At 67.5% G+C, this 13865-nt stretch carries 10 protein-coding genes; 5 read left to right on the top strand and 5 right to left on the bottom strand.

Going from position 1 to position 13865, the window contains the following annotated elements:
* Positions 1-83: 83 nt before the first annotated feature.
* The 5 genes from BMZ47_RS04395 to BMZ47_RS04370 form a co-directional block, all read right to left on the bottom strand.
* Positions 84-1070: a glycosyltransferase family 2 protein gene (locus BMZ47_RS04395; RefSeq protein WP_167368993.1), complete on the bottom strand. Its 987-nt coding sequence runs from the start codon at positions 1068-1070 to the stop codon at positions 84-86.
* Positions 1071-1195: 125 nt separating this feature from the next.
* Positions 1196-3346 (bottom strand): glycosyltransferase family 4 protein, encoded by a 2151-nt coding sequence (locus BMZ47_RS04390; protein WP_139220929.1) that lies wholly within the window; start codon positions 3344-3346, stop codon positions 1196-1198.
* Between the two features lie 101 nt (positions 3347-3447).
* Complete coding sequence (locus BMZ47_RS04385; protein WP_091859037.1) at positions 3448-4122, bottom strand: DedA family protein; 675 nt, start codon at positions 4120-4122, stop codon at positions 3448-3450.
* Positions 4123-4264: 142 nt separating this feature from the next.
* Complete coding sequence (locus BMZ47_RS04380) at positions 4265-5290, bottom strand: NAD-dependent epimerase/dehydratase family protein (protein ID WP_091859034.1); 1026 nt, start codon at positions 5288-5290, stop codon at positions 4265-4267.
* Positions 5287-7944 (bottom strand): glycosyltransferase family 61 protein, encoded by a 2658-nt coding sequence (locus BMZ47_RS04370; RefSeq protein ID WP_244536731.1) that lies wholly within the window; start codon positions 7942-7944, stop codon positions 5287-5289. The genes BMZ47_RS04380 and BMZ47_RS04370 overlap by 4 nt, the downstream gene beginning before the upstream one ends.
* Positions 7945-8228: 284 nt before the next feature.
* On the opposite strand from BMZ47_RS04370, the gene BMZ47_RS04365 reads away from it, so the two are divergent.
* From BMZ47_RS04365 to BMZ47_RS04350, 5 genes are all read left to right on the top strand, one after another.
* The gene (locus tag BMZ47_RS04365) at positions 8229-8888 is read left to right on the top strand and encodes a NeuD/PglB/VioB family sugar acetyltransferase (protein ID WP_091859031.1); all 660 of its coding nucleotides are present in this window, start codon (positions 8229-8231) and stop codon (positions 8886-8888) included.
* 127 nt (positions 8889-9015) lie between these two features.
* On the top strand, positions 9016-10125 hold the full coding sequence (locus tag BMZ47_RS04360; protein ID WP_091859028.1) for a DegT/DnrJ/EryC1/StrS family aminotransferase: 1110 nt from the start codon (positions 9016-9018) through the stop codon (positions 10123-10125).
* Positions 10126-10152: 27 nt separating this feature from the next.
* Entirely contained in the window at positions 10153-11925 is a 1773-nt protein-coding gene (locus tag BMZ47_RS04355) for a glycosyltransferase family 61 protein (protein WP_091859025.1), read from the top strand.
* Between the two features lie 775 nt (positions 11926-12700).
* Positions 12701-12898: a hypothetical protein gene (locus BMZ47_RS27795; protein WP_139220928.1), complete on the top strand. Its 198-nt coding sequence runs from the start codon at positions 12701-12703 to the stop codon at positions 12896-12898.
* 164 nt (positions 12899-13062) lie between these two features.
* The coding region (locus tag BMZ47_RS04350) for a GDP-L-fucose synthase family protein (protein WP_091859022.1) at positions 13063-13865 on the top strand (803 nt) is incomplete at its 3' end.

Below are 13865 nucleotides of genomic sequence, written 5' to 3'. Positions count from 1 at the left end.
GGCGCGATCGACGCGTCCGCCGCGTGAGGCGGGGTGATACGATCGGCCCAGGGACCGGTCAACCCGGACGATCCGACTTGCGCTCATTGCGGCATCAGCAGGGACACCACCCTGCGCAACGCCAGCGCATCCTGCTTCGCCGAGGCTTGCGTGAGGTAGCCGCCGGATTCCACCGAGTCCGGGGGCGCCGATAGCCAGGACGGCGGCGTCTCCGGCGCGGAAAACAGCTGCCGGGCCACCGTGTCGATCGGCTGCCCGGTGAACCAGGGCGCGTAGGTCTCGGTGAAAAACCGAAAATAGACCGGCCAGTTCTCCGGCGTAGGCGCCAGCCTGTTTGTCGTGTTCCCTCGGGCAATCAGGGCCAGATAGGTCTTCAAGGCCGCTGATCCCTCGCCATGCATCAGGTTGCCGGTCGATTTGAGGGTGTTCGTCGGATGGGTCCGGTAACGGAGATGCGCGCCCGGTACGAAGATCGGTTCGACATGGACCATGCAGCGGATGAGGAAGTCCCAGTCGTGGCACATGCGGTAGGCCGCGAAAGGCCCAACCCTCTCGTAGAGCCCACGCGAGAAGACGAGGTTGCCGCTCGTCACCGCGATGTTGTGCCGGAGGAGCGCGAAGCCCACGGTCGGGCAGGCGCCGGCCTGAGCCAGCACGTCCCGGTACCAGGCGCGAACGGGATCCTCGTCGCCGAGCCGCGCACCGTCGCCGTCGAAGAAATCGACTCCCGTGAAGGCGACGAAATCGCCCGCCCTGGGTAGCGCATCGAGGATCACCCGGAACCGATCGGGCGCGTAGGCATCGTCCGAGTTCAGGATACTGAGCACGTCGCCACTCGCCCGCGACAGGCCGAGCGCGATCGCGGCATGGGCCCCGCTATTGCGGTCGAGCATCTCGCACCGAATCCGGACCGGCCCGGCATAGCCGTCGATGGTCCGGCCGATGACCGCCCGCGAATCGTCGGTCGAGGCATCGTCGACGATGATGAGTTCGTCGACGGCGCGGTCTTGGTCCAACACCGAGCCGATCGCCTGCGCCACGTAAGGCGCGTGGTTGTAGGACGGGATCACGACGGAGATCCGCCGGCCAGGCGACGGCCGAGCCGCGCGCCGCAAGAAACGGGCGGGCGCGGACTTGGATACGAACCGCAGCATCGGTGTTCGCATCCTATCCACGGCGGCCTTGCGGCATGACTTCAGTCAGCATCGAGTTGCGCTCGCAGCAGGGCAAGACGCGGCCGCATCTGCCGCTCGAAGCTGTATTCCCGTAGGATCGCGAGCCGGCCGCGCTCGCTCAGCCGCCGGAGCGCCTCGCGATCCTCCGCGTAGAATGCGATCTTGGCGGCGATCCCGTCGACGTCGCGGGTGATCAGCTCGAATTCCTCGCCGGGCACCAGAGCGGGGGCACCGTCGAGCCGGCGGTTGAGTTCGAGGGAATCGGAAAGGAACATCGCCACCCCGCGAAGGCCGGCCTCGACGCAGGAGGTGGTCGGGAACCCGTCGAAGGATCCGCGGCCGCCCTCGCTCTCCATCTGGGACAGGTTCGGCGAGATGACGATGTCCATGCCGCGGTAGAAATCTGAGAAGAACGAGGCCGGCTGCACGCCGTGGAAGCGCACCCGCTCCACTCGCGTGAGGCCGAGCAGCTCCGGTGTCCAATCACCGACATAGTGCCACTCGAAGCGCGGATCGTCGGCGTGGCGGCGAACGAGTTCGGTGAACACGTCGCAACCCTTCTCAACACCGCGTTCGGTGTAGCGCTGGGCGACGAAGCAGATCCGGATCGTGTCGTCGAGCGGGCGCCCGAGCCGCGAGCAACGGGCGCTGCCCGCTACGTCCCAACAATCGGGCGAGACAGCACCGAAGATGAAGGCGATCCGGTCGGGATCGCACCAGCCGCGATCGAGCAGGTAGCGGTACTGCAGGGTGTGGGTGGTCACGACCTTGGCAAATCGGCGGTCCCCGAGTACGCGCCTGAGCTTCGCGTCCGAGACCGGATCGTTCGGAGCGAAACTGCCCCCTGGATAAAGGGTGAACACGAACCGCTCAGCCTGCAGGTCCGGGTTCGAGGCCAGCAGGACGGCGGCGCTGTGCAGGAACGTCGTATGCAGGACCTTGGCGCTGAGATCGCGGGCGGTGTTCAGTGCACCGACGCGGCCTGCCAGGGTTGGATGCTCCGTCTCGAACTCACGTAGTTCGTCCAGGAAAGTCCGGTCCGGCCGGTAGCGGTCGATATCCCGCAGCGACGAGGCCGCCCGGCTGTCTGGAATGGCGTACAGGTAGGTCAACAGTTCGCCGTAGCGGAACGCCGAGAACCGGGACGGGAAGCTCGAATCCAAGAGCATCAGCCCCGTCCCCCGCCTGCGGGCCGACGCTGCGCGAGCTAGCCCCGTAACCTGCGGATAGGCGGCCCGGGCCTGATTGGCCCCCTGCCAGGCCTCAGGAGCGAAATCCGGCACGGCGCTGCTCTCGGCATAGAGCCGTTCTGCCTGCAGCCGGTCGCGCTTGAGCAGGTCGTGGAGGACCTTGGTGTGCGGGCTGGTGTCGCCGAGTTCGAGAGCGAGGCGCGCCTGCTCCTCGGACCCGACGAGCCGCCCCCACACCCGGAAGATCACCGCCAGGCGGAATCGGAACAGGGCCGGGTCCTCGCACCCGACCGCGAGGGCGATCTCGTAGGCGGCAGCGGCAGTTCCGAGCCGGCCCAGGGTCTCAGCGTGATAGGCGGCGATGCCGCAGCGGGCGACCAATCCGGCGCCTTCCAGATCCGCGGCGGCGCGGGCAGCCTCGATCGCAGCATCGCGCCGCCCCGACGCCAGCAGAGCCCCGACGTGCACGAGCAGGGCCTGGAGTCCGGCGACCGGACCGCCTCCCAGGCGTTCCAAGGCTTCGTCGGGCGCGTTGGCATGAAGCCGCTCCGCAGCCGCCTGGACCCGCGCGTAGGGATTCTCCGGATCGCGTGCCAGCACCGCGTCGGCGGCCTCGGCGAGTGCGTGCCCCTCCAACAGGTTGGGCAGCCGCCCCTCGGCGACACCATAATGGAGATAGTGACCGAGGGGGTTTACCCCGGCTTCGGCGACGTCGGGGTACAGCGTCAGGTAGGTACGCGTGCTGAACAGCGGGGAGGGGTCGAAGCCCGAGGCAGCACCGTACTGGAGGTAGTGCTCGGCCGGGCTAAGGCCGAAGAGATCCGATTGCGGGACTTGTGCCCGATAATAAGCTGCGTCGAACAGGGCATTCGGGTCGAGGTCGGACAGCCAGCCCTGAGACGCGTATGCATCCGCCGAGTCGACGCCGTTGGCACCGCCGTAGCGCCGGGCGACGTAGCCCGAGTCAAACAATCCAGCCAAGTCCGGATGCATGCCGTCTCCCTCGGCGCGCCCGGGCGGAGCCGTCGTCGCACGCCGAGCCCTCGCGCGGCGTGGCTTCTTGCATAGTGATGCGGCCCTGCCTACCCCGCGACGGCACGCGGCGCGGCCGAACTCTCGACCAGCGGGCCGGGGATCGCGGCCTCGGCGTCGACCATCAGGCGCGCCTCATGGCGGCGCATGAACATCCACAGGGCGACGGCGCCGAACAGCACGAAGGCCAGGAGCGCGAGGCCCACGGGACCCATGACGTTCTCGATGGAGCGGCCGCAGAGATACGCGCCGAAGCCCATGATCGAGGCCCAGGCGACGCCGCCCACCGCGTTGAAGACCATGAAGCGGCGCGCATCGAGCTTGTTCACGCCGGCCAGCACCGCCGCATAGGCGCGCAGCATCGCGGTGAAGCGGCCGAAGAACACGATCTTCCCGCCGTGCCGGCGGAACAGGTACTGGCCGAGCTTGAGCCGGCCGTGGTCGAGGCCGATCAGGTGGCCCTTGCGCAGCAGCAGGGGCAGGCCCCAGCGCCGTCCGACCCAGTAGCCGGCATTGTCGCCGAGGATCGCGGCGGTCGCGGCGATCGCCACCACGAGGGCGATGCTCAGGTTGCCGGTGCTGCCGGCATAGGCCGCCGAGGTCAGCAGGACCGTCTCGCCCGGGAGCGGCAGGCCGGCGCTCTCCAGGGTGATGATGACGAAGATGGCGATGTAGCCGTAATTCGCGATCAGGTCGGCAATGGGCAGATCGTGCAGGAAGGACATGCGGTCTCCTCGCGGATCGGAGGGCTGCCCTGTCGGCGAGAAACATGGCCGCTCCGGGGCGAAGCGCGAAATATCGGGCCGGACGCCGATCCGTCGTGCGACCAGGCACGATAGCGTTCCAAACTTCTTCGGGCCGCAGCGGCTACGGCGCGCCGCTCCTGTGCGAAGCCGCCAAATGGACGCGCATCCATTCAATCGTGCTGGTGAGGCCCGCGCGCAAGGCCACCTGGGGTTGCCAGCCGAGTTCGGACCGAATCAGCGCAGTGTCGAGGACGTTGGCCGGCACGTCGGCGGCGCGGCTCGGCTTGTAAAGGCAGGGCAGGCGCTCGCGCCCGAAGGCAGCCTCCAATTCAGCGATGATCTGATTGACGCTTAGGCCCGCGCCGCTGCCGACATTCATCACCTTGTGGGGCCCGTCATAACCGACGGCGGCCAGGAACGCGTCGCTCACATCATCGACGTGCAGGAAGTCGCGCACCACGTCCCCGGTGCCCCAGACTTCGAGCGGCAGGTCCGCGAGCACGCGGTGGATGTAGCTTCCGATCAGGCCCTGGTGCTTGTTGCCGAGCTGGAACCGGCCGTACGGGTTGGCGATCCGGAGGATCTGATAGTCGATCCCGTGGAGATGCCGGTACAGGTGGAGCGACTTCTCGATCATCAGCTTGCTGATGCCGTAGGCCGAGATCGGGTCGGTGGGCGCCTGTTCCGGGATCGGGGTGGCGCGCGGGATCCCGTAGATCGCGCCGCCCGAGGACGCGAACACGACCTTCTTGATCCGGGCCGAGCGGCAGATCTCGAGGAGGTGCAGGGTCGCGATCGGCGCGGCGGCCAGTTCCGCGGATGGGTCCCGGTTCGAGCTCTCGGGGATCGATCCGGCGATGAGGTGGAACACGAAGTCCTGCCGCTCGACCGCATTGGCGATGGCGAGCCGGTCGGAGAACTGTCCGGTCACCCGGACGACGCGCCGGTCAAGGTCCTCGGCTTGCGGATGGCTGCGGCTGAAGCAGGTGACCTCTGCGCCGGCCTGAGCGAGGCGGTTGCACAGGTTCAGCCCAAGGAAGCCGGCACCGCCGAGTACGAGGCAGCGGGTCCCCGCGAGGGCAGATACAGATTGGCCGATTCCGGCCGGATCGACCGGTGGCCCGTCATGTCCTTGGCCGCCACTCATGGTCGGAGTTCGGCGCCATGGTGCGCCGGGGCTGCCGGCGCGCCGGCCTCGGACGAGTCTCGCACCTCGATCATGCGCTCCACCAGGGCGAGGGCGGCGTGCTGAAGCGTGCGGCGCGTCGGCTCCAGCGGCGCCTTGCCGTAGGCCCGGGCCGCCGCGTAGGCGGCCGCATAGGCCGCATCCCAGCCGGCGGCGAGGATCGGCGGCCCGGCCTCTTCCAAGGCGTCCCGGACGGTGATCCAGGCGGCCTGCTGGGTGGCATCCCAGGCCGCGGCCCGAACCGCGGAACCGGTCTGCCGCAGGGTGAGGTTGGCGACCGCCGCCCGCTTGCGCGCGCGCTTGAGGTGATCGCACAGGGAGGCGAGATCGGTGATATCCGTGAGCTCGGCCCGGTCGGCGAGCTCGTCCGCCTCGACATTCAGCTTGGCCAGACGGAACCAGGCCGGGACGTGGGTGCGCACGAGCCAATCGGCGACCATCGCGATGCGCCGGCGCTCCAGAACCGCCGAGACATGTGTTCCGACGAGGCGTGGGAGCAGCGGGAGGATCAAATGGTCCCGCGCATCCTGCGGCAGGCCATCGCTCCAGGTCCGGACGAAGGCGGCGATGCTGGGTGAGGCGCAGGCGGGCTCAAGGGGATGGGACTCGCCGGCGAGGTAGGCCGTCCCTTCCAGGCCTCTCAGGCCCTGGTCCGGCGCACTGTGCGGACCGGCTGCCAGGGTTGTGACGCGCATGAGGCGCTCAGGGTCCACGCGCGCAGACTCGGCCCTGCTGGCTGACGACGAATTTCGGAACCAGGAGACACTGTCATCCGGCACCCGGATTGGGCCACCGCCCACGTCCGAGATGGTAAAGCCGGCGGCCTTACCGGATGCGATCTCGTTTTCCAGGGCAGCAACGGCCGCAACGACCTTCCGCGGATCGACGGTGTAATTCACGTGGAAGGCGTGCACGCCAGGGCGGTGGAGGGTACGGCCGCGCAGGAACATGATCCGCGCGCCCCCTGGCTCGATGCAGCTGGTGTAGCCCCGGAAGTTGAAGGAAAGCTCTTCGTGGATTAGACCCAAGATCCGACATCCAGGCCCGCAAAATAGTGCATTGCAAAGAGCTGAGCTGGATGACCCTACAATCAGCGCAGCAGAGTTGAAAATTGCCACCTGTTCGATGAACGATAGCTTTTCTGGATAGATCACCTCAAAGCCGAGGGGACGCAGCTGCTCGGCGATCTCCGCCTCATTGACCAATGCGCGTTGAGAGAACGCCTGGCGCGAGATGAACAGGCGCCGGTCGGTCCGATCCGACAGGATCCCCCGCTCACGGGCGCGATCGAGGATTTGCTGGCGTACAGCCGCGAAGATGTCGGCTGGCCAGACCGTGTCGTAGAATGGGCGGCCGGGCTTCATATCGAACGGGAAGAAGGCTGGGACCGGCGCCATGCCCAGAAGCCGGAACTCGACCGGCTTGGGCGGCAGCTTGATCACCGGCCGGTCGCGCGTATCGAGCAGGTTCAGGATCTCCTCGTGCGAGTCCGGCATGTGGTCGTCGATGCAGAGCGGAATCCAGTCGGGGCAGCGTGGGTCGTTATAGCAGAGCATCCGCGGCGCGAACTCGAGGAGCCAGTGGCCGTAGTTCCGGCTCTGGAACCCGAACATCATCAGCCCAGAATCGACCGTTTGCGCGTCCTCGGGCACCTCCACGAGCGCGCGCGTTGCGCCGAATGCGGCCGTCATGATCTGATCCGGGTTGAGACCATCCTGCAGTAGGATGTCCCGACGGCGCGGATGCGCCGCCAGATCGTAGATGAGCTTGTCGCCGGCGATGACCACGTTGCTGCGCGGGAATGCCCGGCCCCCTTCGAGGAAGGCGAGATACTGGGCCGGCATGTCGAGGCCGCCCGCTTCGGAGCGGAGGGCTGGCGGCGGCTCCCAGAAGCGCAGTTCGGGTGCCGCGATACGGCGCGCGGGCACGATTTCCGTATATTGGGCGCAGCCGGCCGCCGCGAGAGCCTTCACGGAGACCAGATCGTAGGCGGCCAGGGGGCCGGAGCCAGTGACGTGGCGCGTCAATGCGTGAAGGGTGATCGCCTCATCGAAGCGCCCAGCCTCCAATAGGGCATCGAGCCTCAGGCGGCGCAGGTTCTTGACCTTGGTGCTGAGCCGGTCGCCGTCCTCGGTGGTGACGCCCGCGTCGCCGCCATTCAGCTCATAGGCGAGGCGGTAGCATTGCAGGCACGGCCCGGGCTCGTTCCGGCACTCCTGCTCCCAACCGAGCCGAAGCAAGATCGCGATACCGTCCTGGATCAGCGCGGACGCCTCGCTTTCGGTACGAAGGCGAGCGACATAGGTGCTGGCCTCGTCGAAGCGGCCGCGTCCGCACAGGTCACGTAAGCGCGTGGTCGCGGCAACTCTCGTCCAACGCTCCCGGCCATCCGTCGCCAGAGTGGCGATCAGATCGTAGATGTCGGCGGCGGCGCCGAGGCAATCATCGCCCTCGAGCCGGAACGCGAGTGCCTCCAGGTGCCGCTGCATCGCGACGAACCGTGCACCGGTACGATCCTGAGTGCCGATGAGTGCGCGAAGCCGCTCGACCGCCTCGGAGGCGTTGTCGCGGGTGACCGTCCGGATCTGGTCGATGAAGGTCTCCGTCGGCCTCATAATCTGTTCCGCGCCTTGCACACGCTCGCCGATCGGGCAGCCCACCGTCGCGGGCGGTGTACTGGAACAGATGCGCCCTGACGAGGCACCCGAACCGCCTGGGTCCGGCAACGAGGTCGGACTGAAAAGGCGACCTCCGCCTCGTCGTCGAGCCTGGAGGGCCTGACGGGACTCGTGTAGGGCAGGGCGCGGGACAGGCAGGGAATCCCGCGCATGGACGATCACCCGAGCGATAGGCCACCAGGGCCGAGCCGAGCCCGGAGGCAGCCGCGGATACGGGTGCGATGACGCTCCGTCTCGTCCTGTACGGCGCGGGCGCCCTCGCGCGGGAGATCGTGGACGTGGTGGCGCGTTTGAACGCGCACGGTTCCCCGGTGGATTTGCAGGCGAGCATCGTCGATCCCGGCATCGACGCGCCGGAGACGTTCCGCGGCAGGCCGGTGGTCCGCGACGTCCGCACCTTCGCGGGGGACGACAGCCTGCGCTTCGTCGTCGCCCTCGGCGAGCCCGGGCCCCGGGCCCGGGCCGTCGCGCACCTGCAAGCCGAGATCGGCGCGCAGTTCGGCTCGATCATCGATCCCGGGGTTCTGATCGGCGCGAGCAGCCGCGTCGGCGCGGGTGCTGTGATCCTCGGCCACTCCACCATCACCGCCGATGCAAGGCTCGGCGAGCACGTGCTGGTCAATCCGGGCTGCACGATCGCCCATGACAACGTGCTGGAGGATTTCGCGACGCTGAGCCCCGGTGTCCACCTGGCCGGCCATGTCGGCGTCGGGGAGGGGGCGTTCCTCGGAACAGGCGCCTGCGTGATCCCGAAGATCCGGATCGGCGCGCACGCCCTGGTCGGGGCCGGTGCCGTGGTGATCCGGAACGTGGCGCCGGGCCAGACGGTGTTCGGAAATCCCGCGCGCCCGCTACCGGCTCGGCCCCGGCCGCGCGCCTGACGGGTCGGCGGCAGGTCACGCCCAAGCCGGCGCCTTCCGCGGCCGCGCCCGGCCATGTATAGCGGGCGCCGTCACCGGGCTTGCATATGAGGATGGTGGCGGCCGACAGTCAGGACGTGTCTCGACGATGATCCCCGTGCTCATTCCCAGCCTGCCGGAGACGGACGCGATCGTCCCGTATCTCCGCCGGATCGATCAGACGCACACCTACAGCAATTACGGGCCGCTCTCCCGGGAATTCACGGCCAAGCTCTGTGCCTTCGTCTCGGAGCGTGCCGGCGGCGCGCCGGTCGCCGCCACGATCACCGGCAACGGCACGGGTGCCATCGAGCTCGCCCTGCGCTACCGGATCGCGGGGCGCACCGGCCGGCTCTGCCTGATGCCCGCCTACACCTTCGTGGCCACGGCGCACGCGGCGGTGAATGTCGGCCTGGAGCCGTTCTTCGCCGACGTGGATCCCGAGACCCTGTCGCTGACGCCGGCCATCGCCGAGCGGGCGCTCGCGATGGCGGAGGGCGACGTCGCGGCCGTCGTGGTGGTCAGCCCGTTCGGGGCGCCGATCGACATCCCCGCCTGGGAGGCATTCGAGGCGGCGCATGGGATCCCGGTGGTGTTCGACGCCGCCGCCGCCACGCTCAACCTGCGCCGGGTCGGGGCGCAGCCGATCTGCGTCAGCCTGCACGCCACCAAGGCGCTCGGGATCGGGGAGGGCGGCGCGATCCTCACCACCGATACCAAACTGATCGAGCAGACCACCGCCATGACCGGGTTCGGCTTCACGACGGCCAGCCGGGTCTCGGAGGTGCGCGGCGGCAATTACCGGATCTCCGAATACGCCGCCGCCGTCGGCCTGGCGGTGTTCGACGGCCTGGAGGCGCGCATCCGGCAGTTGCGGGATGTGTCCTTGGCCTATGTCGAGGGCTTCGACCGGATCGGCGTGCGCATGCAGCCCGGCTTCGGCGCGGACTGGCTGACCATGACGGTCAACGCGCTGTTCGAGCCCGCCGCCGCCAAGGCGGTCACGGACGGGTTCGACGCCGCCGGGATCCAGTGGCGGCGCTGGTACGGCACCGGCTGCCAGACCCATCCCGCCTTCGCCACATGCCGGCACGACGGCCTTGCGCGGACCGAGAGCGTCGCCGCCGGCGCCATCGGGCTGCCGTTCTTCCCGGCGATCACCCGGGAGCAGATCGCGGAGGTCTGCGGCTGCGCGGGGCGGGCGCTGGCGGCTCGCTAGGCGCGTGAGAGGGAACGGTCGAGGACGATGCAGGCGGACTTTCGACGCATCCTGACGCAGGCCCATCGGTCGAACGGCACGGCCGCGCTCGACGCGATCGAGGGCGCCCTCGCCACCGTGGCGGATGACCGGGCCGAGACCGCCGCGCAGCACCTCGCCACCCTGGGCTTCCGGTTCCAGGGCGAGGACAGCCTCGACCTCGCCGCCCGCGCCTACGCCCTGGCGGCCCGGACCTCGCGATCCCGCACCGCCCACTACCATCTCGCCGCCATCCGGACGCGCATCGTCGACCTGTGTCGGCGCCAGGCGTTCGACGCCGTGGACGGCCTCCTGGAGGAGCTGCGACAAGCCAAGGCCGCAGCCGGCGACCGCGGGCCGAACGACCCATCGCTGATCCACATCGCCTGGGATTACGAGCTCGCCGGCGAGGCCGAGGGCGCGGTGCGCAGCTACCTGCTCGCCCGGATCGCCCGGGACCAGCTGGGCGGGCAGGCCCTGACGATCGACGGCGATACGCTCGAGCGCAAGATCCGCAACCTGCGCATTCTGCAGATGAACGCGCTCGCCGAGGAGGGCCGGCACGAGGAGGCGCAGGCCCTCCATGAGCGGACCCGCCACGTCCTCGGGCTCGGACCACTGCGGATCTATGACATCGTCTCCGCCCGCGAAGCCGCCGCGGAAGGCGAGGGGGAATACCACGAGTTGCTCGGCCCGCGTCGGATCGCCGAGCCGGAGATCAATTTCCTTGAAGGCCAGGTGGCGCTGACCTCGACATGCGGCACCCTGGACGCGCCGCCGCAATACGTCGCCCGGTTCAAGGATTGCCTGACCTTCCCGCGCAGCAACCTCGTGATCCAGGGCGATCGCCTGATCTACGACCTCGCAGCACACCCGCTCAGTGGCGTCGCCGACATCAAGGACGGGGTGAACCCCGACCAGATCATGACGGCGGTCTACGGGGCAAAACGCGCCTTGGTTGAGGAGCCGGCAGAGACGCAGACCCTGGATGCCGGGCTGATGATGTTCGGGCTCCAAAGCAAGAATTATGGCCACTGGCTCCTCGAATTCGTGCCGCGGATGCTGTGGTTCAACGACCCGGCCTGCCCATCGGGTATCCCGATTTGCATCGACGACCACATGCCGGAAACGCATCGGCAGATCGTGGAGCTGCTTGACGAGCGCGAGCGACCGATCGTGGCACTGCCGGCGCAGGCGACCCGATTCCGCGAGCTCGGTGTCGCTCCGGTGCCGACTTTTTTCCCGTTCGACTCGCGACCCGGCGTTCCGGTCTACGACGCGATCTGGCCGGCGGACGTCCTCGGCGCTATGCGGCGCACGGTGCTGGAGCGGCTCGCGGCGCGCGGAACGGATCTCCGGCGCACGGGGCGCAAGATCGTCCTCTCACGCCGGGGGTTTGTTCAGCGCCAACTCCTCAACGAGGCCGAGATCATCGATGCGTTGAGAAAGAAAGATTTCGAGGTCGTTTATCCGGAAACGATGTCTTTTCTGGAACAGGCCGCACTGTATCACAGCGCAGACATCATTGTCGGCTCAGCCAGCTCAGCCATGACAAACTGTATCTTCTCCAACCACAACGCAAAAGTTATTGCCCTCATCCATGAAAACCGATCCTTCAATTTCCGAGGATACGCCAGCATGATCGGCGCCAGTGGTGCCCGCGTGCTGTTCATAAGGGGACAGACGCAGCGTGGAGCGGCGACGCACCCATTCCACGCCAATTACAGTGTTAGCACAGCCCAAGTGCTGAGCGGCATCGAGCGCGTGTCCAACTCGCACTGATGACAAGAGGAGCTACCTCAGTTATTTGTCAGGAGAAATTTGTCGGGATCAGGTGCCTTGGGTAACCGCGACGTATGCTTCGTCCTTTGACGGCTGCCGTGCTCGTATCTTGTAGCCACAGAACCCATTGATACTTGCGATCTCCCAGGCTCCCCCCACCCCGCTTGTTCGCGCTGATATCGCACACTCGCACGAGAACTCCGACTTGCTGACCGATCGCTGCGGCGTTTCCACCGAGACCATCCACGAATGACGCAAGTGAAAGCGAGCGATGAAAAGCGCGCCATTGTGTACGCGCCCCGCCACATTACTGGCTTTCCGAGCGACGATCGTACCTTCATTGCCTGCCGCGTCTGAAGCGCGCCGCAGCCTATCACATTCTCAAGGCTGAAGGCCTCTAACGCCCCCGCCCACCCGCCCGCCGAGTGGCCACGGAAGCCGCACAGCAGCTTCAAGACCTCAGAAATCGACTTCGTGCACATGGGCGTCGAGCACCTGCCAAGCGGCAGGATCGCGATCGCGTCATGCACCCATGCTATCTGCGCGTGACCATGAATCGCGCCTCCCGCCAACTAAAGCTCGCCGTGAGGGACGGCATGACCAACAACCAACAATCTCGGCGGTGGCCTTCCTCGAGGACTCGCTTGTTGACTACCCTATCCTTTCAGTTCCATGTCACCCACGCGCTGACTGACAGCAGCTTCCACTCACAGCCCATGCCTTTGAGACCGCCTGCAATCGGCGCCGCGTGCAGCATCGCAAGACGCCCCTCAAGATGTCGAAGATCGACCACATCGTCGAGCGCTTCAACAGCTGGGTGTCGCGGGGAGTGCTGGGCATCACGCTCTACCGCCGCCGGCATCTTGAGACGCTACTCTCCGGCTTCAATGTCGCCGACAACGGCCGCTGTCGGCGTAACCCTGAAGGGCCGCCTACCGGACTTGCCGCACGAGTGGCTTACGCCAAAACCTAACGCACCATCCCCATTACCCAGCGGCGGGCCGCGAATGCGCTGCCAACAGCCCTGAAGGCAATTCCCAACGCCACCGAGGTCTCGCGTCCAGACATGAGGAAGCGCGACATTTCCTTATGTGTCCGACGGATGTATGCACCACCCCAATCACGGGACAGACCTGAATGAACGCCGATCGTGAACCGACCATCTTTGTGGCGGGCCATCGTGGGATGGTGGGCTCGGCGATCGTGCGCCGGCTGCGCGAGCTGGGCTACGAGCGGATCCTCACGGCGGACCGGCAGGCGTTGGACCTGCTCGATCAGGCCGCGGTCCGGGCCTTCTTCGCCAGGCACCGCATCGACCAAGTCTACCTCGCCGCCGCCAAGGTCGGCGGCATCCACGCCAACAACACCTACCCGGCCGAGTTCATCCACGAGAACCTGCTGATCCAGTCGAACCTCATCCACGCCGCACACACGAGCGACGTCGACAGGCTGCTGTTCCTGGGTTCCTCCTGCATCTACCCGAAGCACGCGGAGCAGCCGATGCGCGAGGATGCGCTGCTGACCGGGCTGCTGGAGCCGACTAACGAGCCCTACGCGATCGCCAAGATCGCCGGAATCAAGATGTGCGAGAGCTACAACCGGCAATACGGGCGGCGCTACCGCAGCGTGATGCCGACCAACCTGTACGGGCCCAACGACAACTTCCACCCGCAGAACGCCCATGTCCTGCCGGCGCTGATGCGGCGCCTGCACGAGGCGAGGCAGGAGGGCCGCCCCTCCGTCACGGTCTGGGGCACGGGTCGGGCGATGCGCGAGTTCCTGCATGTCGACGACATGGCCCGCGCCAGCGTGTTCGTGATGGAGCTGGACGACGCGGTCTACGCGGCCAACACCCGGCCGGACCTGTCGCACATCAATGTCGGCACCGGCGCGGATTGCACCATCCGCGAGCTGGCCGAGGCCCTGGCGCGGGTGATCGG

The organism is Methylobacterium brachiatum (genome assembly GCF_900113845.1).
GTDB lineage: Bacteria > Pseudomonadota > Alphaproteobacteria > Rhizobiales > Beijerinckiaceae > Methylobacterium > Methylobacterium brachiatum.
This window is presented reverse-complemented; position numbering and strand designations above follow the sequence as displayed.

Excerpts from the sequence above, each read along its gene's own strand:
- BMZ47_RS04385 (WP_091859037.1), bottom strand. The coding sequence starts at position 4,122 with ATGTCCTTCCTGCACGATCTGCCCATTGCCGACCTGATCGCGAATTAC.
- BMZ47_RS04380 (WP_091859034.1), bottom strand. The coding sequence starts at position 5,290 with ATGAGTGGCGGCCAAGGACATGACGGGCCACCGGTCGATCCGGCCGGA.
- BMZ47_RS04370 (WP_244536731.1), bottom strand. The coding sequence starts at position 7,944 with ATGAGGCCGACGGAGACCTTCATCGACCAGATCCGGACGGTCACCCGC.
- BMZ47_RS04365 (WP_091859031.1), top strand. The coding sequence starts at position 8,229 with ATGACGCTCCGTCTCGTCCTGTACGGCGCGGGCGCCCTCGCGCGGGAG.
- BMZ47_RS04360 (WP_091859028.1), top strand. The coding sequence starts at position 9,016 with ATGATCCCCGTGCTCATTCCCAGCCTGCCGGAGACGGACGCGATCGTC.
- BMZ47_RS04355 (WP_091859025.1), top strand. The coding sequence starts at position 10,153 with ATGCAGGCGGACTTTCGACGCATCCTGACGCAGGCCCATCGGTCGAAC.
- BMZ47_RS27795 (WP_139220928.1), top strand. The coding sequence starts at position 12,701 with ATGTCGAAGATCGACCACATCGTCGAGCGCTTCAACAGCTGGGTGTCG.